21 protein-coding genes and 1 riboswitch are annotated in these 21898 nt (G+C 71.3%); of the genes, 16 read left to right on the top strand and 5 right to left on the bottom strand.

Features of this window, described 5'->3' with window-relative positions:
* Positions 1 to 63: 63 nt before the first annotated feature.
* Positions 64 to 951: an RNA polymerase sigma-70 factor gene (locus RFN52_RS06475; RefSeq protein WP_184843566.1), complete on the bottom strand. Its 888-nt coding sequence runs from the start codon at positions 949 to 951 to the stop codon at positions 64 to 66.
* 302 nt (positions 952 to 1253) lie between these two features.
* Positions 1254 to 1384, top strand: a riboswitch (FMN riboswitch).
* 143 nt (positions 1385 to 1527) lie between these two features.
* On the opposite strand from RFN52_RS06475, the gene RFN52_RS06470 reads away from it, so the two are divergent.
* The 9 genes from RFN52_RS06470 (at position 1528) to RFN52_RS06430 (ending at position 8914) form a co-directional block, all read left to right on the top strand.
* The gene (locus tag RFN52_RS06470) at positions 1528 to 2151 is read left to right on the top strand and encodes a riboflavin synthase (RefSeq protein ID WP_184843563.1); all 624 of its coding nucleotides are present in this window, start codon (positions 1528 to 1530) and stop codon (positions 2149 to 2151) included.
* Entirely contained in the window at positions 2148 to 2789 is a 642-nt protein-coding gene (locus RFN52_RS06465; protein WP_184843560.1) for a nicotinamide mononucleotide transporter family protein, read from the top strand. Before RFN52_RS06470 ends, RFN52_RS06465 begins: the two co-directional genes overlap by 4 nt.
* Complete coding sequence (locus RFN52_RS06460; protein WP_184843557.1) at positions 2786 to 4075, top strand: bifunctional 3,4-dihydroxy-2-butanone-4-phosphate synthase/GTP cyclohydrolase II; 1290 nt, start codon at positions 2786 to 2788, stop codon at positions 4073 to 4075. Before RFN52_RS06465 ends, RFN52_RS06460 begins: the two co-directional genes overlap by 4 nt.
* A gap of 20 nt (positions 4076 to 4095) precedes the next feature.
* Positions 4096 to 4581, top strand: a complete 486-nt coding sequence (gene ribH, locus RFN52_RS06455; RefSeq protein ID WP_030038615.1) for a 6,7-dimethyl-8-ribityllumazine synthase — start codon at positions 4096 to 4098, stop codon at positions 4579 to 4581.
* 34 nt (positions 4582 to 4615) lie between these two features.
* A complete protein-coding gene (locus RFN52_RS06450; RefSeq protein ID WP_003988914.1) occupies positions 4616 to 4888 on the top strand; it encodes a phosphoribosyl-ATP diphosphatase in 273 nt (90 codons plus the stop codon).
* 45 nt (positions 4889 to 4933) lie between these two features.
* Entirely contained in the window at positions 4934 to 5782 is an 849-nt protein-coding gene (gene hisG / locus RFN52_RS06445; protein ID WP_184843554.1) for an ATP phosphoribosyltransferase, read from the top strand.
* 14 nt (positions 5783 to 5796) lie between these two features.
* On the top strand, positions 5797 to 6252 hold the full coding sequence (locus tag RFN52_RS06440; protein WP_184843551.1) for a PH domain-containing protein: 456 nt from the start codon (positions 5797 to 5799) through the stop codon (positions 6250 to 6252).
* A gap of 245 nt (positions 6253 to 6497) precedes the next feature.
* Positions 6498 to 7832 carry a hemolysin family protein gene (locus RFN52_RS06435; protein ID WP_184843548.1) on the top strand — a complete coding sequence of 445 codons (1335 nt, stop codon included), beginning with the start codon at positions 6498 to 6500 and terminating at the stop codon, positions 7830 to 7832.
* On the top strand, positions 7829 to 8914 hold the full coding sequence (locus RFN52_RS06430) for a hemolysin family protein (protein ID WP_184843546.1): 1086 nt from the start codon (positions 7829 to 7831) through the stop codon (positions 8912 to 8914). Before RFN52_RS06435 ends, RFN52_RS06430 begins: the two co-directional genes overlap by 4 nt.
* A 106-nt stretch (positions 8915 to 9020) precedes the next feature.
* Here the strand turns inward: RFN52_RS06430 and RFN52_RS06425 are convergent, their stop codons facing one another.
* Both RFN52_RS06425 and RFN52_RS06420 read right to left on the bottom strand, forming a co-directional pair.
* Positions 9021 to 10880 (bottom strand): AAA family ATPase, encoded by a 1860-nt coding sequence (locus tag RFN52_RS06425; protein WP_184843543.1) that lies wholly within the window; start codon positions 10878 to 10880, stop codon positions 9021 to 9023.
* 433 nt (positions 10881 to 11313) lie between these two features.
* Positions 11314 to 11970 carry a uridine kinase family protein gene (locus RFN52_RS06420; RefSeq protein WP_184843540.1) on the bottom strand — a complete coding sequence of 219 codons (657 nt, stop codon included), beginning with the start codon at positions 11968 to 11970 and terminating at the stop codon, positions 11314 to 11316.
* 194 nt (positions 11971 to 12164) lie between these two features.
* Here RFN52_RS06420 and RFN52_RS06415 point away from each other — a divergent pair, with 194 nt between their 5' ends.
* The 3 genes from RFN52_RS06415 (at position 12165) to RFN52_RS06405 (ending at position 14506) form a co-directional block, all read left to right on the top strand.
* Positions 12165 to 13544, top strand: a complete 1380-nt coding sequence (locus RFN52_RS06415; RefSeq protein WP_184843537.1) for a C39 family peptidase — start codon at positions 12165 to 12167, stop codon at positions 13542 to 13544.
* A gap of 89 nt (positions 13545 to 13633) precedes the next feature.
* Positions 13634 to 13774, top strand: coding sequence for an SCO1431 family membrane protein (locus RFN52_RS06410; protein WP_184843534.1), 141 nt, complete (start codon positions 13634 to 13636; stop codon positions 13772 to 13774).
* Between the two features lie 75 nt (positions 13775 to 13849).
* Positions 13850 to 14506, top strand: coding sequence for a TetR/AcrR family transcriptional regulator (locus tag RFN52_RS06405; protein WP_184843531.1), 657 nt, complete (start codon positions 13850 to 13852; stop codon positions 14504 to 14506).
* A gap of 48 nt (positions 14507 to 14554) precedes the next feature.
* Here the strand turns inward: RFN52_RS06405 and RFN52_RS06400 are convergent, their stop codons facing one another.
* Positions 14555 to 15817, bottom strand: coding sequence for a glycoside hydrolase family 18 protein (locus RFN52_RS06400; RefSeq protein ID WP_184843528.1), 1263 nt, complete (start codon positions 15815 to 15817; stop codon positions 14555 to 14557).
* Between the two features lie 332 nt (positions 15818 to 16149).
* Here RFN52_RS06400 and RFN52_RS06395 point away from each other — a divergent pair, with 332 nt between their 5' ends.
* Entirely contained in the window at positions 16150 to 17322 is a 1173-nt protein-coding gene (locus RFN52_RS06395) for an acyl-CoA dehydrogenase family protein (RefSeq protein WP_184843526.1), read from the top strand.
* Positions 17323 to 17699: 377 nt separating this feature from the next.
* On the opposite strand, the gene RFN52_RS06390 is transcribed toward RFN52_RS06395, so the two are convergent.
* Complete coding sequence (locus RFN52_RS06390; protein WP_184843523.1) at positions 17700 to 18131, bottom strand: hypothetical protein; 432 nt, start codon at positions 18129 to 18131, stop codon at positions 17700 to 17702.
* A 269-nt stretch (positions 18132 to 18400) separates the two neighbouring features.
* Between RFN52_RS06390 and RFN52_RS06385 the strand changes: the two genes are divergently transcribed.
* From RFN52_RS06385 to RFN52_RS06375, 3 genes are all read left to right on the top strand, one after another.
* A complete protein-coding gene (locus tag RFN52_RS06385) occupies positions 18401 to 18841 on the top strand; it encodes an Lrp/AsnC family transcriptional regulator (RefSeq protein ID WP_004002750.1) in 441 nt (146 codons plus the stop codon).
* Between the two features lie 103 nt (positions 18842 to 18944).
* Positions 18945 to 20546, top strand: a complete 1602-nt coding sequence (locus RFN52_RS06380; RefSeq protein ID WP_184843520.1) for an amidohydrolase — start codon at positions 18945 to 18947, stop codon at positions 20544 to 20546.
* 531 nt (positions 20547 to 21077) lie between these two features.
* On the top strand, positions 21078 to 21881 hold the full coding sequence (locus RFN52_RS06375) for a polyprenol monophosphomannose synthase (RefSeq protein WP_184843517.1): 804 nt from the start codon (positions 21078 to 21080) through the stop codon (positions 21879 to 21881).
* Positions 21882 to 21898 lie beyond the last annotated feature (17 nt).

Here is a 21898-nt window from a genome sequence, read left to right as displayed (position 1 = left end):
GGAGCGCCCCTCGCCACTGAGACCGAACAGCCCCGCCGAATGTGACAGGCGCGCCCTGCGGTCCTACGGCCGGGTGAGCTGACGCCGTGCGAACGCCAGCTTCTCCGGATTGACCACGGCACGCACACCCGTGACCAGCCCGTCGCGCACCTCGATCACCGACAGTCCGACGAGCGTGTCGCCCGCCCAGCTCGCCAGCCCCAGCGCCCCGTTGACCTCGGCGGGCACGAAATCCAGGCCCCGCGCGAACTTCGGCCCGCCGCCCGCCAGGAACCGGGCGATGCCGGCCCCGCCCTCGATGGGCCACCGCGCCGCGGTGACCTTGCCGCCACCGTCGCTCCACCAGGTCGCGTCGGCCGCGAGTAGCTTCTCCAGCCCGGCCAGGTCCCCGTCACGGGCCGCCGTGATGAACGACGAGACCAGCTCCTCCTGGCGCTCGGAGGCGGGCTCGAACCGGGCCTGGGGTTCGCCCACCCGTCGCACGGCACGCCGGTACAGCTGACGGCAGTTGGCCTCGCTCAGGTCCAGCACCCCGGCGATCTCCCGGTGCCCGTAGCCGAACGCCTCCCGCAGCACGTACACGGCCCGCTCGGTCGGTGTCAGCCGCTCCAGCAGCACCAGCATCGCCATCGACACGGCGTCCCGCTGCTCCGCGGACTCCAGCGGGCCGAGCGTGCCGTCCGAGGTGATCACGGGCTCGGGCAGCCAGGTCCCGACGTACCGCTCGCGCCGGGCCCGCGCGGAGGTGAGCCGGTTCAGACAGAGGTTGGTGACGACCTTGGCCAGCCAGGCCGCCGGGTGCTCGATCCCCGCCCGGTCGGCGCCGCTGTAGCGCAGGTAGACGTCCTGGACCGCGTCCTCGGCCTCCTCGGCGGAGCCCAGCAATCGGTAGGCGAGCGAGAACAGCCGGGGCCGGTGGACTTCGAACTCCTCGGCGCTGGTTGTGGTCATACGCCTCACCCTGCCAGAGGCCGCACGCCCGGCGTGAGGAGGCCCGACGGCGGGCAAGGGCCGTCGTCACCGCCGCCGGGCCGGTCGGGGGGTTGAGCCGATCCCGGCGATGACCCTAGAAAGGACTAGACCACATCGTCAATAGGTGTGTACCAATACCGGACCTCAAGAAGTCGGCCCGGTGGGAGAGTTGGAGTGCCGGTCGCGCTCGGGAAGGGGTGTGACACGGTCTGTGAGGCAGCCCACACGTCGGGCCTCTCTCCAGCGCGATCAGGCGTGGCACACTGGCCGTGTACCAGTAGCAGCGCACTCCGGGGTCGGTGAAAGTCCGAACCGGCGGTTACAGTCCGCGACCCGGTCGCCTCCAGCGGCCGGTTGACCAGGTGAAATTCCTGGACCGACGGTTAAAGTCCGGATGGGAGGCAGTGCGCGGCGAGCGGGCATTCGTGCGCGCCGCCGAGAAGTCCGTCCCCGTGACGGGCTCCGTCCGGCGTCGTCCCCGGTGTCCCTGCTCGTACCTCTGTCGTCATCGACAGCCCCGGAGTCCGTGCCCGAAGAGGCAGGAGGACCCGGGAAGTGTTCACCGGAATCGTCGAAGAGCTGGGCGAGGTCACCGCCGTCGAGACCCTCGACGACGCCTGTCGCTTCCGCCTGCGAGGCCCGGTCGTCACCGAAGGCGCCAAGCACGGCGATTCGATCGCCGTGAACGGCGTCTGCCTCACGGTCGTCGACCACGAAGGCGACGAATTCACCGCCGACGTCATGGCCGAGACGCTGAACCGCTCCAGCCTCGGCGCCCTCAGGGCCGGCTCCCGGGTCAACCTCGAACGCCCCATGGCCGTCGGCGAACGCCTCGGCGGGCACATCGTGCAGGGCCACGTGGACGGCACCGGCGAGATCCTGGAGCGCAAGCCCTCGGAGAACTGGGAGATCGTGAAGATCTCCCTGCCCGCCGACCTCACCCGGTACGTGGTCGAGAAGGGCTCCATCACCGTCGACGGCATCAGCCTCACCGTCGTCGACGCCGGCCAGGACCACTTCACGGTGAGCCTCATCCCCACCACCCTCGACCTGACCACGCTCGGCCACAAGCAGCCCGGCGACCCGGTCAACCTCGAAGTGGACGTCATCGCCAAGTACGTCGAGCGGATGCTGGGCGACCGTGCTCTGGGCGACCGTGCGCAGGGGGCGACCCGGTGAACTCGCTGAACTCCGAGGCGTTCGTCCTCTTCGGCCAGCACATCCTCTGGTCGGACATGGTCGGCAACCTCTTCGGCCTGGCCGCCCTCGCCCTCGGCTGGCGGCGCTCCATCTGGACCTGGCCCGTGCAGTTCCTGGCCGGCCTCATCCTCTTCGGAGCCTTCTTCGGGCATCTGACCGGCAGCGCGGGCAAGCAGGCGGTCGTCATGCTCGTCGCGCTGTACGGCTGGTGGCAGTGGCAGCGCGGCAAGGAGCAGGGGGGCGACGGTCACATCGCCGTACGGTTCGCCACCTGGCGCGAGCGCGCCGCGATGGCCGCGGCGGCGGCCGCCGGCACGGTCGCGGTGGCGCTGCTCTTCACGGCGTACCCGAAGCTGTCCTGGGACCCCTGGCCGGACGCCTACATCTTCGTCGGCACCGTCGTCGCCATGTACGCCCAGGCACGCGGCATGGTCGAGTTCTGGTTCGCCTGGCTGCTCGTCGACCTCGTCGGCGTACCCCTCAACTTCGCCAACGGCTACGCCTTCTCCGGCTTCGTCTACGTCATCTACGGCGCGCTCGTCCTGTGGGGCCTGCGCGACTGGTGGCTGCGCTCGCGTCAGCCCGCGCGGCCCACCCTGGAAGGAGCGCCGGCATGAGCGCCACAACCGCCCTCTACAGCACCGACGACGTCGAGACCTTCGCGCTCGACCCCGTCGAGCAGGCCATCGCCGACATCGCGGCCGGCCGCCCCGTCGTGGTCGTCGACGACGAGGACCGGGAGAACGAGGGCGACCTCGTCATCGCCGCCGAGAAGGCGACCCCCGAGATCGTCGCCTTCATGATGAGCGAGTGCCGCGGTCTGATCTGCGCCCCCATGGAGGGCGACGAACTGGACCGGCTGAGGCTGCCGCAGATGGTCGAGGACAACACCGAGTCGATGAAGACCGCGTTCACGGTCTCCGTCGACGCCTCCGCCGCGCACGGCGTGAGCACCGGCATCTCCGCCTCCGACCGCGCCACCACGCTCCGGCTGCTCGCCGACGGCGTCTCCGGGTCCGACGACTTCGTCCGCCCCGGCCACATCTTCCCGCTGCGCGCCCGGCCCGGCGGGGTCCTCACCCGCAACGGCCACACCGAGGCCGCCGTCGACCTCGCCCGGCTCGCGGGGCTGCGCCCGGCCGGCGCGATCGTCGAGATCGCCGGCGAGGACGGCACCATGCTGCGCCTGCCCGAGCTGATCCCCTTCGCCCGCAAGCACGGCCTGACGATCATCTCCATCGAGGACCTGATCGCCTACCGCCGCAGCAGCGAACCCACCGTCCGCCGCGAGGCCAGGACCCAACTGCCCACCGCCCACGGCACCTTCACCGCCCATGGCTACCGCTCCACGGTCGACGGCGTCGAGCACATCGCCCTGGTGCACGGCGAGATCGGCGACGGCCAGGACGTCCTCGTCCGCGTCCACTCCGAATGCCTCACCGGCGACGTCTTCGGCTCGGCCCGCTGCGACTGCGGCCCCCAGCTCGACGCCTCCCTCGCCCGCATCCAGGAAGAGGGCCGCGGCGTCGTGGTCTACCTGCGCGGACACGAGGGCCGCGGCATCGGCCTGATGTCCAAGCTGCGCGCCTACGAACTCCAGGAACGCGGCCGTGACACGCTCGACGCCAACCTCGAACTGGGCCTGCCCGCCGACGCCCGCGACTACGCCGCCGGGGCGCAGATCCTCGCCGACCTCGGCGTGCGCGGTGTCCGGCTGCTGACCAACAACCCCGACAAGACCGACGCGCTCGTCCGCCATGGCATCGCGGTCAAGGCCCGTGTGCCGATGCCCGTGAACGCCGGCGAGCACAACCTCCGCTACCTGCGCACCAAGCGGGACCGGATGGGCCACGACCTGCCCTGGCTGGACACGACCACCGTGCCGGCCTGCGGCAACCAGTAACAGAGCACAAGAGGAGCAACGTGAGCGGCAAGGGTGCACCGGAGCTGTCCGTACGCAATGTGGGTGACCTCCGGGTCGCCGTCATCGCGGCACAGTGGCACGAGAAGGTGATGGACGGACTGGTGGACGGCGCCCTGCGCGCCCTGCACGACCTGGGCATCGACGAGCCGACCCTGCTCCGGGTCCCCGGCAGCTGGGAGCTCCCGGTCGTCGCCAAGGTCCTCGCGGGCCGCGGCTACGACGCGATCGTCGCCCTCGGCGTCGTCATCCGCGGCGGAACCCCGCACTTCGAGTACGTGTGCCAGGGCGTGACCCAGGGCCTCACCCAGGTCTCCGTCGACACCGGCGTCCCCGTCGGCTTCGGCGTGCTCACCTGCGACACCGAGGAGCAGGCCCTGGACCGCGCCGGCATCGAGGGCTCGAACGAGGACAAGGGACACGAGGCGGTGACGGCGGCGGTGGCGACCGCGGCCACCCTCCGCTCAGTATCCGAACCCTGGCGCTGACGGAAGCCACCTGTGGCATAGGCTGAGCGTCACCATGTCCAAGAAGACGTTCGAGGAGCTCTTCACCGAGCTCCAGCACAAGGCCGCCCAGGGCGATCCCGCCACTTCCCGCACCGCAGAACTGGTCGAGAAGGGCGTCCACGCCATCGGCAAGAAGGTCGTCGAAGAGGCCGCCGAGGTGTGGATGGCCGCCGAGTACGAGGGCAAGGAAGCCGCCGCCGAGGAGATCTCGCAGCTGCTGTACCACGTCCAGGTGATGATGGTCGCCCGCGGCATCTCCCTCGACGACGTCTACGCCCACCTCTGAGCCGCACCCGTTCCCGTCCCGCACGACGCAAAGGAAGCCGACCTCATGCTGCGCATCGCCGTCCCCAACAAGGGTTCCCTGTCCGGCCCTGCGGCGGAGATGCTGCATGAGGCCGGCTACCAGCAGCGCCGGGAGTCCAAGGAACTGCGGATCGTCGACCCGGTGAACGAGGTCGAGTTCTTCTACCTCCGCCCCCGCGACATCGCGATCTACGTCGCCTCCGGGCAGCTGGACATCGGCCTCACCGGCCGGGACCTGCTCATCGACTCCGGCGCCGAAGCCGAGGAGATCCTCGCCCTCGGCTTCGCCCGCTCCACCTTCCACTACGCCGCCAAGCCCGGCACGATCGGCGGCCTGGCCGACCTGGCCGGCAAGACCGTCGCCACCTCCTACGAGGGCATCGTCGCGGCGCACCTCGCCGAGCACGGCATCGACGCCTCCGTCGTCCACCTCGACGGCGCCGTCGAGACCGCCATCCAGCTCGGCGTCGCCCAGGTCATCGCCGACGTCGTCGAGACCGGCACCTCGCTGCGCAACGCGGGCCTGGAGGTCGCCGGCGAGCCGATCATGAAGTCCGAGGCCGTGGTGATCCGCCGCACCGGCGCGGACGCCGACGACCTCAAGGTGCAGCAGTTCCTGCGCCGCCTCCAAGGCGTCCTGGTCGCCCGGACGTACGTGATGATGGACTACGACTGCCGCGTCGAGCAGCTGGAGAAGGCCGTCGCCCTCACGCCCGGCCTGGAGTCCCCGACCGTCTCCCCGCTGCACAACGAGGGCTGGGTCGCCGTCCGCGCCATGGTTCCGGCCAAGGAAGCCCAGCGGATCATGGACGACCTGTACGACATCGGCGCCCGGGCCATCCTGACCACGGCCATCCACGCCTGCCGTCTCTGAGGGACGTGCGCGAGATGTCCGACATTCCGACCCTGCCCGTCACGTTCCGGCCGGGCAGCACCCGCGTGGTGCTGCTCACGGCCGCCGTCGCCATCTTCGTGGTGATCACGGCGGTCGCGATGCTGCTGAAGCAGCTCAGCCCCGGCGAACGCGTCAGCTTCATCTTCACGGCGCTCCTGCTGGACGCCGTGCTGCTGCTCCTGGCGCGTCCCAAGGTCGTCGTCGACGAGGACGGCGTCACTGTCGTCAATCTCACGAACAAGCGCCGGCTGGAGTGGGCGGAGATCCTCCAGGTGACCCTCCGGCCGGGCGACCCCTGGGTCTTCCTCAACCTCAGCGACGGCACCAGCCTGCCTGCTCTGGGCATCCAGCCGGGCCTGGCCAAGCAGCGTGCGATCGCCGACGCCCGGGCGCTGCGGGCGCTTGTCGAGGCCCGTTCCACGGCAGGCCCCGAACGGCACCAGAGCTGACTCGCGGGATCCTCCGGGCGGCCGCCACTGCCGTACCGGGCCATGTCTTGATTAATCTGTTGGCGGAGGCGTGATGGATGCGCCTCCGCTTCTGTCGCCCCGACCGGTGCGCAGAGGCTCCTGCTAACCGAGGAGTGACCCCCTCCGGCGATGGACGGATCGTCCTGCAGTACCTGCGCCGCCCCCTGCCCAGATAGCGCGAACCTCGTAGCCGGGGTTCGCGACCGTGTGGAGGCGGCGGCACCATGACCACCCCCCTGCTGCTCCTGGCAGCTGCGTTCCTGCTGATTCTCGCCAACGGATTCTTCGTGGCGGCCGAGTTCGGACTCGTGACGGTCGAACGGCCGGAGGCCGAGAAGGCCGCCGCCGAAGGCGACCGGCGCGCCCTCCGGGTCGTCGAATCACTCAGGGAACTGTCCTTCCAGCTCTCCGGCACCCAGCTCGGCATCACCATCACCTCGCTCGTCGTCGGCATGCTCGCCGAACCGGCGCTCGCCGAGCTGCTGCACGGCCCGTTCATCTCGATCGGCATCCCCGAGGGAGCCGTCTCCGGTGTCACCGTCGTCGTCGGCATGCTGCTGGCCTCCGCCGTGCAGATGGTGATCGGCGAGCTGCTGCCCAAGAACTGGGCGGTCTCCCGGCCGCTGCAGGTCGCGCGTTTCGTCGCGGGCCCGCAGCACGTCTTCGCCCGGCTGTTCCGCCCGGTCATCGCCGGCCTCAACGCCGTCGCCAACCGGCTCGTGCGCGCCCTGGGCATCGAACCCACCGAGGAGCTGGCCTCCGCGCGCACCCCGGGAGAGCTCGTCTCCCTGGCCCGCCACTCGGCCCGGGCCGGCGCCCTGGAGCAGGACACGGCCGACCTGTTCGTGCGGACCCTGTCGCTGGGCGAGCTGACCGCGCAGCACGTGATGACGCCGCGCGTGAAGGTCAGCGCCCTGCAGTCCTCGGCCACCGCCGAGGACGTCGTCAACCTGACCCGCGCCACGGGCCTGTCCCGCTTCCCGGTCTACCGGGAGAAGATCGACGAGGTCGTCGGCATGGCCCACCTCAAGGACGCCCTGGCCGTGCCCGTCCAGGACCGGCTGCGCACCCCCGTCGGCCACATCGCCCGCCCGGCGCTGCTCGTCCCCGAGACGCTGCCGGTACGGCCGCTCCTCACCCGTCTGCGCAGTGAGCAGCCCATCGCGGTCGTCGTCGACGAGTACGGCGGCACCGCCGGTGTCGTCACGCTGGAGGACATCGTCGAGGAGATCGTCGGCGAGGTCCGCGACGAGCACGACGGCCACGACCTGCCCGAGCTGGCCGCCGCGCCGCCCGAGGACGGCAGGCCCGCCTGGGACGTCGACGGCAGCTGCCGGGTCGACATCCTGCAGCGCATAGGCCTCGACGTGCCCGAGGGCCCGTACGAGACCGTCGCCGGCCTGATCGCCGACCTCTTGGGCCGCATCCCGGCCGTCGGCGACAAGGCGGAGCTGCCCGGCTGGCGGCTGGCGGTGCGCCAGGTCGGCCACTACCGCGCGGAGCGGGTCCGGCTGGTGCGGACCGCCCCGGTGGTCTCCATGGCGGAGGCCGTCCGATGAGCGTGCTCCAGCTTCTCTTCGCCGCGCTGCTCGTGCTCGCCAACGGCTTCTTCGTCGGCGCCGAGTTCGCGCTGGTCTCCGTACGCCGCAGCCAGATCGAGCCGCTCGGCACCGCCCGTGCCCGGCAGGTCCTCTACGGTCTTGAGCGGCTGCCGCAGATGATGGCGGCGGCCCAGTTCGGCATCACGATCTGCTCCCTCACCCTCGGTGCTGTCGCCGAACCGACGGTCGCCCACCTGCTGGAGCCGGTCTTCGAGTGGATCCACCTGCCGCACGGCATGATCCACCCGCTCACCTACGTCATCGCGCTGGCCGCCGTGGTCTTCTTCCACCTCGTCATCGGCGAGATGGTCCCGAAGAACCTGGCGATGGCGGCGCCGGAGAAGGCCGCGCTGTGGCTCAGCCCCGGCCTGGTCTGGTTCGCGCGCTTCTGCAAGCCCATCACCGCCGCCCTCGGCGCGGTCTCGCAGGGCATCCTGCGGCTCTTCCACGTCGAGCCCAAGGACGAGGTCGAGGCCGTCTTCACCAGTGAGCAGCTGAACCGGCTGGTGGAGGACGCCGGCCAGGCGGGCCTGCTCGACCCCGAGGAGGCCGAACGTCTGGAGGACGCCCTGGAGCTGGGCTCGCGCCCGGTGACGGACGTCCTGCTGAAGCGGGAGTCCCTGGTCACGGTCAGCCCGTCGGTCACGCCCGGGCGGATCGTCGAACTCACCGCCCGCACGGGGTACTCCCGGTTCCCGGTCGCCGCGGACACCGGCGCGTTCATGGGGTACCTGCACGTCAAGGACGTCCTCGACGTGGAGGACTCCGACCGCGCCGTTCCGCAGCACCTGTGGCGCCCCATGACGACCCTGCGGCCCGAGCTGCCCCTCGACGACGCCCTCACCGTGATGCGGCGGGCGGCGACGCACCTGGCCCAGGTCGCCGACGCGTCCGGCAAGGTGCTCGGGCTGGTCGCGCTGGAGGACGTGCTGGAGCTGCTGGTGGGGGAGGTACGGGATCCCGCGCACCGGGAGGTGCGCGAGGTGAAGCTGACCGAGCCGAGGAGCAGCGGGGCGTCGGAGGAGGTACTGGCCACCTAGGTCCAGCTGCGGGCATGCGTGCCGCCTGAGGGCGGCACGGGTGGGCGCGCAACCCCGCTCCGCCGGGTTGCGCGCCCACCCGCCTCTCAGCGGCAATGCCGGTTCCTCACACGCCCGATGGATTCCCGGGCCCCCGCCCCGACAGCACCTCCCCGTACGCCTGCATCAGATCCGGCAACCGCAACGTCGCCAGGTCCTCCCTGCCCAACACGCCCGGGTACACGGACAGCCGCAGATCCCGGTACGCGCAGCTCTTCTCGTACAGCGTCCGCAGGAACCGCCCGTTCCCCAGCTCGTCGATCCACCCCTGGTCCACCACGTGCCCCGCGATGGACCGCAGCTCGTCGAGGGACTCGTCGTCCCACAGGTCGCCGTTCTCCGCGGCGAGCACCTTGCCGATCTCGGTGAGTTCGAGCGGCCGGTACGAGGGGAAGTCGACGCGGGTGGTGAAACGGGACGACAGCCCGGGGTTCGCGGCGAGCAGGCGGTCCATGCCCTCCGGGTAGCCGGCCAGGATCACCACGAGGTGGTCGCGGTTGTCCTCCGCGCGCTTCAGCAGGACCTGCAGGGCCTCGTCCCCGTACGCGTCCCCCTTGCCGTAGCCCGAGTTGGACAGCGAGTAGGCCTCGTCGACGAAGAGGACGCCGCCGAGGGCCGAGTCGATCAGATCGTTCGCCTTCACCGCTGTCTGCCCGAGGTACTCGCCGACGAGGTCGGCCCGCTGTGCCTCCACGAGATGGTCGCCGCCGAGCAGCCCGAGGGCGTAGAAGACGCGGCCGAGGATGCGGGCGACGGTGGTCTTGCCGGTGCCGGAGGGGCCGGAGAAGACGAAGTGGCGTTTCGGCGGTTGGACCGGGAGGCCCTGCCCGGCCCGCAGCCGGGCCATGTTCAGCTGTGCCGACAGTGCCTTGACCTGGCGCTTCACCGGCTCCAGCCCCACCATGCGCTCCAGCTCGGCGAGCGCTTCCTCCAGTAACGCCGGGTCGGTGGGCCCGGCGGGCAGTGAGGGAACGGGGCCGGTCCGCTCGCGCACCGGAGGGCCGGTCACCGGCGGCAGGGGAGCGATCGGCAGCTCGGGGTCGGGCAGTCTCAGGTCGCGCCCCTCGATGCCGAAGAGCGGATCGAACCCGTCCGGCCCGTCCACGGCGTCCTGGCCCGCGCCGGTGAGTGTGATCGCCGCGAGGTCCGTGACGTCGTCGTACCCGTCGCCCTCGGCGATGGCGGCGAGCCGGGCGGAAGTGTCCATGAAGGCCGGGTCGACGCGGTGCACGGCCCGGTACAGGGGGAGCGCGGCGGCGCTGCGGCCCGTGCCCTCGTGGGCCCGGGCCAGCCAGTAGCGCAGCTCCTTGCGCTGCGGCTGCTCGCTGCGGCAGCGCATCAGCGCGGCGGACAGGAGCGGTTCGGCCTGGCCGTACATCTCCAGGCGGACCCGGGCCATGCCCCCGAACAGGCCGGCCTCGATGCCGAGCATCGGATCGCCGAGCAGCGGGTCGGTGTGACGGACCAGCTGCTCCCAGTCCTTGACCAGGTAGGCGCGGCAGGCGTGCAGGAAGCGGACCTGGTGGTCGGTGTCGACGGGCGGCAGCCCGGCGAGGGCCTGGTCCAGTTCGGGGACATGGCGGCCGTCCAGCCAGTGGGAGGCGTGCGCGAGCAGCAGATCGCGGGGGCTCTCCAGCACGGGCTGCACCCACCAGCCCAGCCAGTACCAGGAGTTGAGCGTGCGGCCGTAGCGGGAGCGCTGCTCCCCGAAGCGGTCCCGGTGCCGGAACATCCGCAGCAGCGCGGTCGTCGTGTCGACGCGCAGCGCGTGCAGCCCCAGCCAGCCGTCGGCCATCCCGGAGTCCATCCGCACGGCGGCACGGAACTCCTCCTCCGCCTGCGGATACGCGCCCATGGTGTAGGCGTCCACGCCTCGCAGCCAGGCGAGGTCGGCCGGGGCCTGAGGGCCCTGCGTGCCGAAGTCCATCACGTCCCCCACGAAAGCGTGCCCCCGTCGGTATGCCAACGAGCCGTCCCCCAGCCGGCGCTGCCCTGCTCGAACCGCTGTGCCACGGACCGGAGTTGCGTCGTGCGCGAAGCAACCGTCCGTAGGTCGCGACGAGGGCATCGTACCTGCGGGGGCGGCGCGCCCGTAGGGTGCCGCACGGGCCGTTCGGCGAGGTGGGAGCGGACACGGCGCACTCGTGCGCGGTGACCCAGGGTGAGCGTCCGGCGCCCCGCGGCGGCCGTGAAACCGGAAGAAGGCAGAACGAAGCCCCCGATCACGGGGGAACAACCGGGGGCTTCGCGTCTGTGGGCGGCTCCGATGCCGCACATTGAGAACGTAAGACCTGTGCGGCCCGGTGGTCAAGCCGAGTTGAAGCACTCCGGAAACTTGCCCCGCAAGCGCCTTCACAAGTTCAGCACACAGCGGGCGGCCCGTCACCGTGCGTGAGGGGCTGGTCCGGTCCAACGGTCCCAGCAGGTCCCGCGAGCACCTCGTATCCCTCATCTCGCTGCCGTACCAGGAGGTCGGCGAACGGCCGCGAGGGATCGTCGGCGAAATGCCGGCGCTCCGCTGGAACCCACCCGTCCCAGAACTCCCGCTGTTCCTCCCCGTCACGCGACCTTCCTCGCGCCCAGGCCTCCTCGCGTGGCAGCTCCATCCACAGCAGCAGGGCCAGGTGGGAGCGCAGTGCCCGGCGTCCGGCGCCGACGCCCTCCACGAGGAGCACCGGGGCCGGCGGCAGCGGACGCGGCGGGCCGAAGCGGCGGGCCCGCCAGTCGTAGGGGGCGTAGTGCGCGGTCCGGCCGTGGGAGAGCGGCTCGATCACCTGCTCCAGCAGCCGGACGGTCCAGGCGAACAGCGCGTCATGGCTGGCGATGTCGTCGAGGCGCAGCACCGGCGCATCGCCCAGCGCCGCGGCCAACTGCTCGGCGAACGTGCTCTTTCCGGATCCGGCGTGCCCGTCGACGCCGACGAGCCGGACCGGGCCGCAGGAGGGGGAGAGGTGCCGGATGCGGGCGGCCAGGTCGCGGACCGCGGGGCCCGGTGCGGGGCGGAAGGAGGGATTCATCTCGCTCAGCACTCTAATGACGGGGTCCGGCCCGGATGCCACTGGTCGACGCCAATATTGGTGGGCGCGGCGCGCGTCGAAGTGCTGGCAGGACACGGCGTGCTGTGCTCATATGTGGCGCACGCACGGATACGACCGGCCGTGCACGGACTTGCCCCGCTCCTGCCCGACTCCGACATCCGGGGGTCCCTGTCATGCGCAGAGCCGAACCGCCCTCCCGCCGAACCGTCCTGGCCGCCGCGGTCGCCGCCGCCGTCACCGCGGGCGCGGGTCCGGCGGCCGCCGGACCCGAGGCCCCTGTGACGACCGACGCCGCAGATCCCGCCCGGGCCGTCCCGGCCCGCACCGTCGACAACCGGGCCTGGGTCTCGTACGGCGACTGGCGCGGCGGCACCGCCAAGGGCACCGGGGCCGTCGCGGGCACCCGCCCGGGCCTGGTGATCGCCAAGCCCGCCGGAACCGCCGCCTACACGGATCCGCACACCGGCAAGACCGCCGAGTGGCAGTACGGCACCTGGACGTCCCCCGTCCACCGGCTCGCCGTCCCCGCGGCCGAGGCGATCGTCTCGTGGAACGCGCGCACCCCGGCCGGCACCTGGATCCAGATCGAGATCAAGGGCACCTACACCGACGGCACCAGCACCCCCTGGTACGTGATGGCCCGCTGGGCGGCCGGCGACCAGGACATCCGGCGCACCTCGGTCGACGACCAGAGCGACGGCAAGAGCACCGTCTGGACCGACACACTGGCGATCGACGACGCGTCGACCGGCCTGCGCCTGGCCTCCTGCCGGCTGCGCCTGACCCTCCACCGCAAGCCCGGTACCAAGGCGACCCCCACCGTGTGGCGGCTCGGCGTCATGGGCTCCGACGTGCCCGACCGGTTCACCGTCCCGGCGTCCGTGCCCGGCCTCGCGAAGGAGCTGGCCGTCCCGCGCTACTCGCAGGAGATCCACAAGGGCCAGTACCCCGAGTACGACAACGGCGGCGAGGCCTGGTGCAGCCCGACGTCCTCCCAGATGATCATCGAGTACTGGGGCGGCCGGCTCACCGACGGGCAGCTGGCCTGGGTCGATCCCTCGTACGCCGACCCACAGGTCTGCCACGCGGCCCGCTACACCTACGACTACCAGTACGCGGGCTGCGGCAACTGGCCCTTCAACGCCGCCTACGCCGCCACGTTCAAGGACCTCCAGGGCGTCGTCACCCGGCTCGGCTCGCTCACCGAACTGGAGACGCTGATCGCCGCGGGCATCCCGGCCATAACGTCCCAGTCGTTCCTCAAGGAGGAGCTGACCGGTGCCGGCTACGGCACCGCCGGGCACCTGATGACCGTCATCGGCTTCACCGCCGACGGCGACGTGATCGCCAACGACCCCTTCTCGGCGAGCAACGAGGCCGTACGGCGCGTCTACCGGCGGCGCGAGTGGGAGAACATCTGGCTCCGGACCAAGCGGTACAACGCCTCCGGCAAGGTCGTCTCGGGCACGGGCGGCGTCTGCTACCTGTACTTCCCGGCGCGTCCGAGCAAGGCCCAGAGCAAGGCGCTGACCGCCGTGGGCGTACGCGTGTGAGCAAGCTCTCGGCCGCAAAAGCCACTTCCGGTGGCAAGGTGGACGGAACTCCGGGGGAGTCCCTCCAGCCACCGAATGAGCGAGAAGCCATGACCACGCACTCAGTCACCGCCCCACGCGTCCGCACCGGCGGTCCTCAGGACGACGGTCCGAAGGTCGTCGAGCACCTCATGGGCTGGGCCCTCGTCGTGGTCGTGGCGATGCTCGTGACCCAGCTCGGGCTGCTGTGACCTGACCCACGGACCGGGAGTGGGGCCTGCCATACTGCGGAGGTCCCACCCCGCCCGTTGAGACCAGGGTCGAAATTGAATATCAGCCCCCAGCCCGCCGCGCGTCCCAGGGCCCGCGGTACCGAGCGCTCGATGGCGCGCCGTGCCGAACTCATCGTTATCGGGCGGAGGTTGTTCGCCGACACCTCCTACGACGCCCTGTCGATGGACGACATCGCCCGGCAGGCGCACGTCGCCAAGGGGTTGATCTACTACTACTTCCAGTCCAAGCGCGGCTACTACCTGGCCATCATCCAGGACTCCGTCACCGAGCTGCTCACCCTGGCCGCGAGCGGTCTGGAACTGCCCCCGGTCGACCGGGTCCAGCGCACCATCGACAGCTATCTGCGCTACGCCGAGCACAACCAGGCCGCGTACCGCACGATCGTGAGTGGCGGAGTCGGCTTCGACACCGAGGTGCACGCCATCCGTGACGGAGTGCGCGAAGCCGTCGTGACCACCATCGCCGAGGGTGCGTACGGCCGTGCCGACGTCACCGCGCTGACGCGGATGGGCCTGCTGTCCTGGGTGTGCAGTGTCGAGGGCGCCACGCTCGAATGGATCGACCGCCCCGAGCTGCCCCGCGACACCATGTGCGAGCTGCTGGTGAAGACCCTCGGGGGCGTCCTGCGCGCCATCGAGGAACTCGACCCCGCCCATCCGGCACCGCAGCCCGCCCGCCGGGGCGCATGAGAAAGGGGCGGAGAGTCCGCCGCGGACCTCCGCCCCTCGCCCGGCGCGCTAACGGATGGCCTTGATCAGCTCACCGTTCGACGTGTCGCCGCTCAGCTCCCAGAAGAACGTGCCGCCCAGGCCCTGCTGGTTCTTGTAGTTCATCTTGGTGCCGATGGTCGCCGGGGTGTCGTAACTCCACCAGTTGCTGCCGCACTTGGCATACGCCGTGCCGGCCACCGTCCCCGTCGCCGGGCATGTTCCCTTGAGTACCTTGTAGTCCTCGATGCCCTGCTCGTACGTGCCCGCCGCCGGGCCGGTCGCGGTGCCGCCGGGGGCCGCCTGGGTGACGCCCGTCCAGCCACGGCCGTAGAAGCCGATGCCGAGCAGCAGCTTCGACGCGGGGATGCCGAGGCCCTTGAGCTTGGCGATGGTCGCCGAGCTGTGGTTGTCCGCCTTCGGGATGCCGGAGTACGAGGTCAGCGGCGAGTGCGGGGCCGTCGGACCGGCCGCGTCCCAGGCGCCGAAGAAGTCGTACGTCATCGGGTTGTACCAGTCGACGTACCGGGCGGCGCCCGCGTAGTCCGCCGCGTCGATCTTGCCGCCCGGGGTGGCGTCGGCGGTGATCGCCGCGGTCACGAGGTTCCGCGGACCGAATTTGGCCCGCAGCGCCTGCATCAGGTTCCTGAAGGCGGCCTTGCCGCTGGTGTCGCAGGTGGCGCCGCAGGTGTTCGGGTACTCCCAGTCGATGTCGATGCCGTCGAACACATCCGCCCACTTGGAGTTCTCCACGAGGTCCCAGCAGGACTGGGCGAAGGCGGCCGGGTTCTTCGCGGCCTCACCGAACCCGCCCGACCAGGTCCAGCCGCCGAAGGACCACAGGACCTTGAGATCCGGGTGCTTCTGCTTCAGCTTGCGCAGCTGGTTGAAGTTGCCGCGCAGCGGCTGGTCCCAGGTGTCGGCCTTGCCGTCGACGGACTCGGCGGCGGTGTAGGCCCGGTCGGTGGCGGCGTAGCCGTCGCCCATGGCGCACTTGCCGCCGGTGACGTTGCCGAAGGCGTAGTTGATGTGGGTGAGCCTGCTGCCCGATCCGGACGTCTCGATGTTCTTGACGTAGTACTTGCGGTCGTAGGTGCCCCATTCGGTGAAGTACCCGATGACCTTGGATCCGGCCCTGGCGCCGGGAGCGGCCTTCGAATCGGCGGCGGCCTCCTGAGCCGAGGTCGCCGCGGTGGCGGAGGTGCCCGCGCCGGCCAGCAGGCCGGCGCCGAGGACGGCGCAGCAGGCCGCGGACACGATGGCCCGGAAGCGGGAACGGTGGGGGGTGTGCATCCGGTGTCTCCTCGTGGGGAGAGGGAAACGCGCGCCGATTGGCATGAACGCGGTGAATCGGTGGAGCGAAACAGTAGGAGGACTAGACCACTTGGGTCAATGGTTCGGACCAATTTCGCCGCACCGGTCGCGCGCGGCTTATTCTTGAAGTGAGCGGTCGTTAACTGGTGACGGGATGCCTCCGATCGGGCATACTCACAGCGCACAGCCGCTGGTCAGCAGCTCCCGAGACCCGGGACTGCAAGCATCGGCCAGGCACCAGAACGACCCGGCGGCGCCGCCCCCACCCATGGGCCCGTCCGCCAGTGCCCGACAGGGAGGAGAGCGTCGCCATGCCCGACCGTGCCCCGCAGCCGGTGGACCGACAACTGCCCACGGAGGAGGCCCGGGACCTGATCTCACTCGTGCGCGACATCGCGCAGCAGGAGATCACCCCGAATGCGGCCGAGGAGGAGGACGCCGGCCGCTTCCCCCGTGAGCTGTTCACACTGCTCTCCCGCTCCGGGCTGCTCGGCCTGCCGTACGACTCCGAGTACGGCGGAGGCGACCAGCCCTACGAGGTCTACCTCCAGGTCCTGGAGGAGCTCGCCGCGGCCCGCCTCACCGTCGGCCTCGGCGTCAGCGTCCACTCCCTGGCCTCCTACGCGCTCGCCGCCTACGGCACCAAGGAGCAGCAGGTCGAGCACCTGCCCGCGATGCTCGGCGGCGGCCTGCTCGGCGCCTACTGCCTCTCCGAGCCGCACTCCGGCTCGGACGCGGCGGCCCTGCGCACCAAGGCCGTACGGGACGGCGACGACTGGGTGATCACCGGCACCAAGGCCTGGATCACGCACGGCGGCGTCGCGGACTTCTACACGGTGATGGCGCGCACCGGCGAGGAGGGCCCCCGCGGGATCAGTGCGTTCCTGGTGCCCGGCGACGCCGAGGGGCTGAGCGCGGCGGTGCCCGAGAAGAAGATGGGCATGAAGGGCTCGCCCACCGCGCAGGTCCACTTCGACGGCGTCCGCGTCTCGGACGACCGCCGCATCGGCGAGGAGGGGCAGGGCTTCGCGATCGCCCTGTCGTCGCTCGACTCGGGGCGGCTCGGCATCTCGGCGTGCGCGATCGGCGTGGCGCAGGCCGCGCTCGACGAGGCGCTCGCCTACGCGGCCGAAAGGCGCCAGTTCGGCAAGCCCATCGCCGACTTCCAGGGGCTGCGGTTCATGCTCGCCGACATGGCGACGCAGATCGAGGCGGGCCGCGCGCTCTACCTCGCGGCGGCGCGGCTGAAGGACGCCGGCCGGCCGTTCGCCAGGCAGGCCGCCATGGCCAAGCTGCACTGCACCGATACGGCGATGCGGGTCACCACCGACGCCGTGCAGATCCTCGGCGGCTACGGCTACACCGCCGACTTCCCGGCCGAGCGCTATATGCGCGAGGCCAAGGTGCTGCAGATCGTGGAGGGCACCAACCAGATCCAGCGGATGGTCATCGCCCGCCATCTCGTGGGTCCAGAGGGACGCTGAACTGGTCGAGGCCCCGCCAGGGGGCCGCGAGCCGCATCCACTCCGGATCGTGCCGGCCCGGAAGGGTGCGGCCGCCCTCGGCCCAGGTCTGCATCAAGTCGCGGTAGATCGGCGGGTCCTGATAGCGCGGCGGAGCCGGCCGAACCGATTCTGCGGGCGGCGGGACGTACAGGAGGCGCTGACGCCCGGTCGCTGAGGAGATGGGGGTCATACCAGGGCAACGCGGCAAGCCCGGACAGGTCACCGGACGACGGAATCGGGCGTTCGTTCAGTGCCGCACACGACTCCGGACACACCGAACCGCACCACGGCGATCCACGAGCCGTGGTGCGGTTTCAGCTACGGGAGTGGAGCGAACGGGCCGGGAGGGCCCGCGCTCAGGCCGCGCGGCGCATGACCGGAACCCTGATGGGCCGTGAGCCCGGGCCGCCGACGTGCGAGAAGGGCTGGGTCCGCCAGTCGAGCCCCTGAGGGAGCGTCAACAGCAGTGCGGTGTCCTGCTCCTGAGGTTCCGCGGACTCGTCCGCGGAACGGGCGTCCGTTGCCCTGCGGCCGGTCCCGGCGCAGACCGTGAGCCCGAAGGGGTTCCACGGTGAGGCGCACAGCGCGTGCTCCGGCAGAACCTCCTCGTCCGCCAGCAGGGCGATGGGCTGCGCGCAGTCCGGGCAGACGACCCGGAACATCTCGAACGTGTCGTAGGCGTCGAGTTCGTCGTCGAAGGCGTCGGGTTCGACACCCTCCGGCTCGGGCTCGACGACGAGCTGCTGCCGCTTGGGTGCGGTGCGACCAGGGCGCTTAAGACTCTGCATTGGGTTCTCCCCCTCGGGCTGGGCCGTATCAGGCACTGCGGCCTCGACCACAGCAAGCACTTCCCGTCACCCCTGGGCGGTAATCACGAGAACATTACGGAGACTGTTCGAGGCCTGTGGCGTTCGTCACATGCCCCGTGCAGGTGTCCGCTGCGGCGCATTTGTCCCCCGGACGGCTGACAGTCGGCTTCCGGCCACATCACGAACCGGGCATGACCTGGGCTGCTCAGGTATCCGAGGAGATCAACCGCCCTGTAGGTTCTTGCGCCATGGAGGAGCTGGACCGACAGATCGTGCAGCTGCTCGTCAAGGACGGGCGGATGAGCTACACCGACCTGGGCAAGGCCACGGGGCTGTCCACGTCGGCCGTGCATCAGCGGGTGCGGCGGCTGGAGCAGCGGGGTGTCATCCGGGGCTATGCCGCGGTCGTCGACCCGGAGGCGGTCGGACTGCCGATGACGGCGTTCATCTCGGTGAAACCGTTCGATCCCAGTGCGCCGGACGACATCGCGGACCGGCTGGCCGGCGTGCCCGAGATCGAGGCGTGCCACAGTGTCGCGGGCGACGAGAACTACATCCTGAAGGTGCGGGTGGCGACGCCGCACGAGCTGGAGGAGCTGCTGGCCCGGTTGCGGTCGCTGGCGGGGGTGTCCACGCGGACGACGGTGGTGCTGTCCACTCCGTACGAGGCGCGGCCGCCGCGAATCTGACGCCGGTTGCCGGTTGCCGGGCGCGGGGTCGTGCGGGGTTGTTCGCGCAGTTCCCCGCGCCCCTGATTCAGGAGTCGCCCCCGCCCCTGTGAGACTGTGCTCCATGAGTGAGTCCACCGCCCCGCCCAAGACCGTTCTTCTCCGTCGTGGAGAGGTCCACAGCCCCGCCGACCCCTTCGCCACCGCGATGGTCGTGGAGCGGGGGCAGATCGCCTGGGTGGGGTCCGAAGGGGCCGCGGACGCCTTCGCGGACGGGGTCGACGAGGTCGTCGATCTCGATGGAGCGTTGGTCACTCCGGCGTTCACGGACGCGCATGTGCACACCACTTCCACGGGGCTCGCCCTCACCGGGCTCGATCTGTCCGGTGCCCCCTCTCTCGAAGCCGCCCTCGCCCTCGTACGGGACTTCGCCGCCGCGCGTCCGGGCGACCGCGTCCTGCTCGGGCACGGGTGGGACGCCGCCCGCTGGCCCGGAGGCCGGCCTCCGACGCGGGCCGAACTCGACGAGGCCACCGGGCACCGACCCCTCTACCTCAGCCGGATCGACGTCCACTCGGCGGTCGTGAGCTCCGCCCTGCTCGACCTGGTTCCCGATGTCACCCGTGCGGACGGTCCGCTCACCGCGGACGCCCATCACGCCGTGCGGGGCGCCGCGTTCGCCGCCGTGACGCCGCAGCAGCGCACGGAGGCGCAACGCGCCGCCCTCGCGCACGCCGTCTCGCTCGGGATCGGCACGGTCCACGAGTGCGCCGGGCCCGAGATCTCCTCCGAGGACGACTTCACCGGCTTGCTGCGCCTCGCGGGAGAGGGGCCCGGGCCGCGGGTCGTCGGCTACTGGGCCGAGCAGGACGTCGCCAAGGCGCGGGAGTTGGGTGCGGCCGGTGCCGCGGGGGATCTGTTCGTCGACGGCGCACTCGGCTCGCACACGGCCTGTCTGCACCAGCCGTACGCCGATGCCGGGCACACGGGCATCGCCTACCTGGACGCCGCCGCGGTCGCCGCGCACGTCGTGGCCTGCACGGAGGCGGGACTGCAGGCCGGTTTCCACGCCATCGGCGACGCCGCCGTGGACGCCGTGGTGGAGGGCATGCGCGCCGCCGCCGAGAAGCTCGGGCTCGGCCGGATCCGCGCCGCCCGGCACCGCGTCGAGCACGCCGAGATGCTCACCCCGGAGAGTGTCGCCGCCTTTGCCGAACTCGGCCTCACCGCCTCCGTGCAGCCGGCCTTCGACGCCCTGTGGGGCGGCGAGGAGGGCATGTACGCGCAGCGGCTCGGGAAGGAGCGGGCCCGGGCCCTGAACCCCTTCGCGGCCCTGCTGCGCGCCGGTGTCCCGCTCGCGTTCGGCTCCGACAGCCCGGTCACCCCGCTCGACCCGTGGGGCACGGTCCGGGCCGCCGCCTTTCACCGCACGGCGGAGCACCGCGTCTCCGTTCGCGCCGCGTTCACGGCGCACACGCGCGGCGGCTGGCGGGCCGTCGGACGGGACGACGCGGGCGTGCTGGTCCCCGGCGCCCCCGCCGACTACGCCGTCTGGCGCACCGGCGAACTCGTCGTCCAGGCCCCGGACGACCGCGTCGCCCGCTGGTCGACGGACCCCCGCTCCGGCACCCCGGGACTGCCCGACCTCACCCCGGGCCGCGACCTGCCCGTCTGTCTGCGCACCGTCGTGGGCGGACGCACGGTCTTCGTAGGGCCGGGCGAGTGATCTACGGGGGTGGCGCGCATGAAGTCGTGCGCCGCGCCCCCGGCGCGCGACCTGCGCATCCTCGGCCCTGACCAGGGCTTTACCGCAAGATGCGCAGGTCGGAGGGCTGTTGACAGGCGGCCGCAGGAGGCCGGTAGGTTCGTCCGAGTCCACCACCGGACGCCCGACCGGGGAACGTCCGAGCACTCGCCGCGGCGCCGCCGGGTCAGGGACGGTGCCGCACCGGGCACCGCCACTGGGAGCCAGGCTCAGGCCGGCGCAGCGCCGAGGGAACGTTCCGGCCGGTCGGGGAGGTGTGACCCGGGTGGGGCCCGGGCGCTCAGTAGACAACGGCTCTCGGTCGATCCGCAGCCGGCGGATCCCAGGCCGGCCCGAAGGGCGCCGGGCCCCCATCCGCCGTACGCGCACGCCGGGAGGCGCCCTCTTACCCGCGTCTTGCGGATTCGACACCGCGATTCGAACGTCCTGTCACGTCATCGCAGGCCGGGCCCACTATGGTGGACCCCTGCGTATGAACATGAAGGGGCAGCAGTGAACGACGGCGACGGAACCCTCGCGGCAGAAGCCCAGGTGAGGAAGTTCGGCCCGCTCGGTACGGCCTTGGTGATCATCCCGACCTACAACGAGGCGGAGAACATCAAGAGCATCGTCGGCCGGGTACGCAAGGCCGTCCCCGAGGCGCACGTGCTCGTGGCCGACGACAACAGCCCGGACGGCACGGGCAAGCTGGCCGACGAAGTGGCCGTCGAGGACGATCACGTCCACGTGCTGCACCGCAAGGGCAAGGAAGGCCTGGGCGCCGCCTACCTCGCGGGCTTCCACTGGGGCCTGGAGCGCGACTACGGCGTGCTGATCGAGATGGACGCCGACGGCTCCCACCAGCCCGAGGAACTGCCCCGTCTGCTCACCGCCCTCAAGGGCGCCGACCTGGTCCTGGGCTCGCGCTGGGTGCCGGGCGGCCGGGTGGTGAACTGGCCGAAGTCCCGCGAGGTGATCTCCCGGGGCGGCAGCCTCTACTCCAGGCTGGCGCTCGACCTGCCGCTGCGGGACATCACCGGCGGCTACCGTGCCTTCCGCCGCGAGACCCTTCAGGGCCTCGGCCTCGACGAGGTCTCCTCGCAGGGGTACTGCTTCCAGGTCGATCTCGCCCGCCGCGCGGTCCGGGCCGGCTACCACGTGGTCGAGGTGCCCATCACCTTCGTCGAGCGCGAACTCGGCGACTCCAAGATGAGTCGGGACATCCTCGTCGAGGCGCTGTGGCGCGTCACGGCCTGGGGCGTGGGGGAGCGGGTCGGCAAGGTCACGGGGCGCGGCGGCAAACCCCCGAAGCCCTAACCGCGCGCACGGCCGGG

The organism is Streptomyces collinus (assembly GCF_031348265.1).
GTDB classification, from domain to species: domain Bacteria; phylum Actinomycetota; class Actinomycetes; order Streptomycetales; family Streptomycetaceae; genus Streptomyces; species Streptomyces collinus.
The sequence above is the reverse complement of the archived record's forward strand: the minus strand, read 5'-3'. Positions and strand labels throughout refer to the sequence as shown.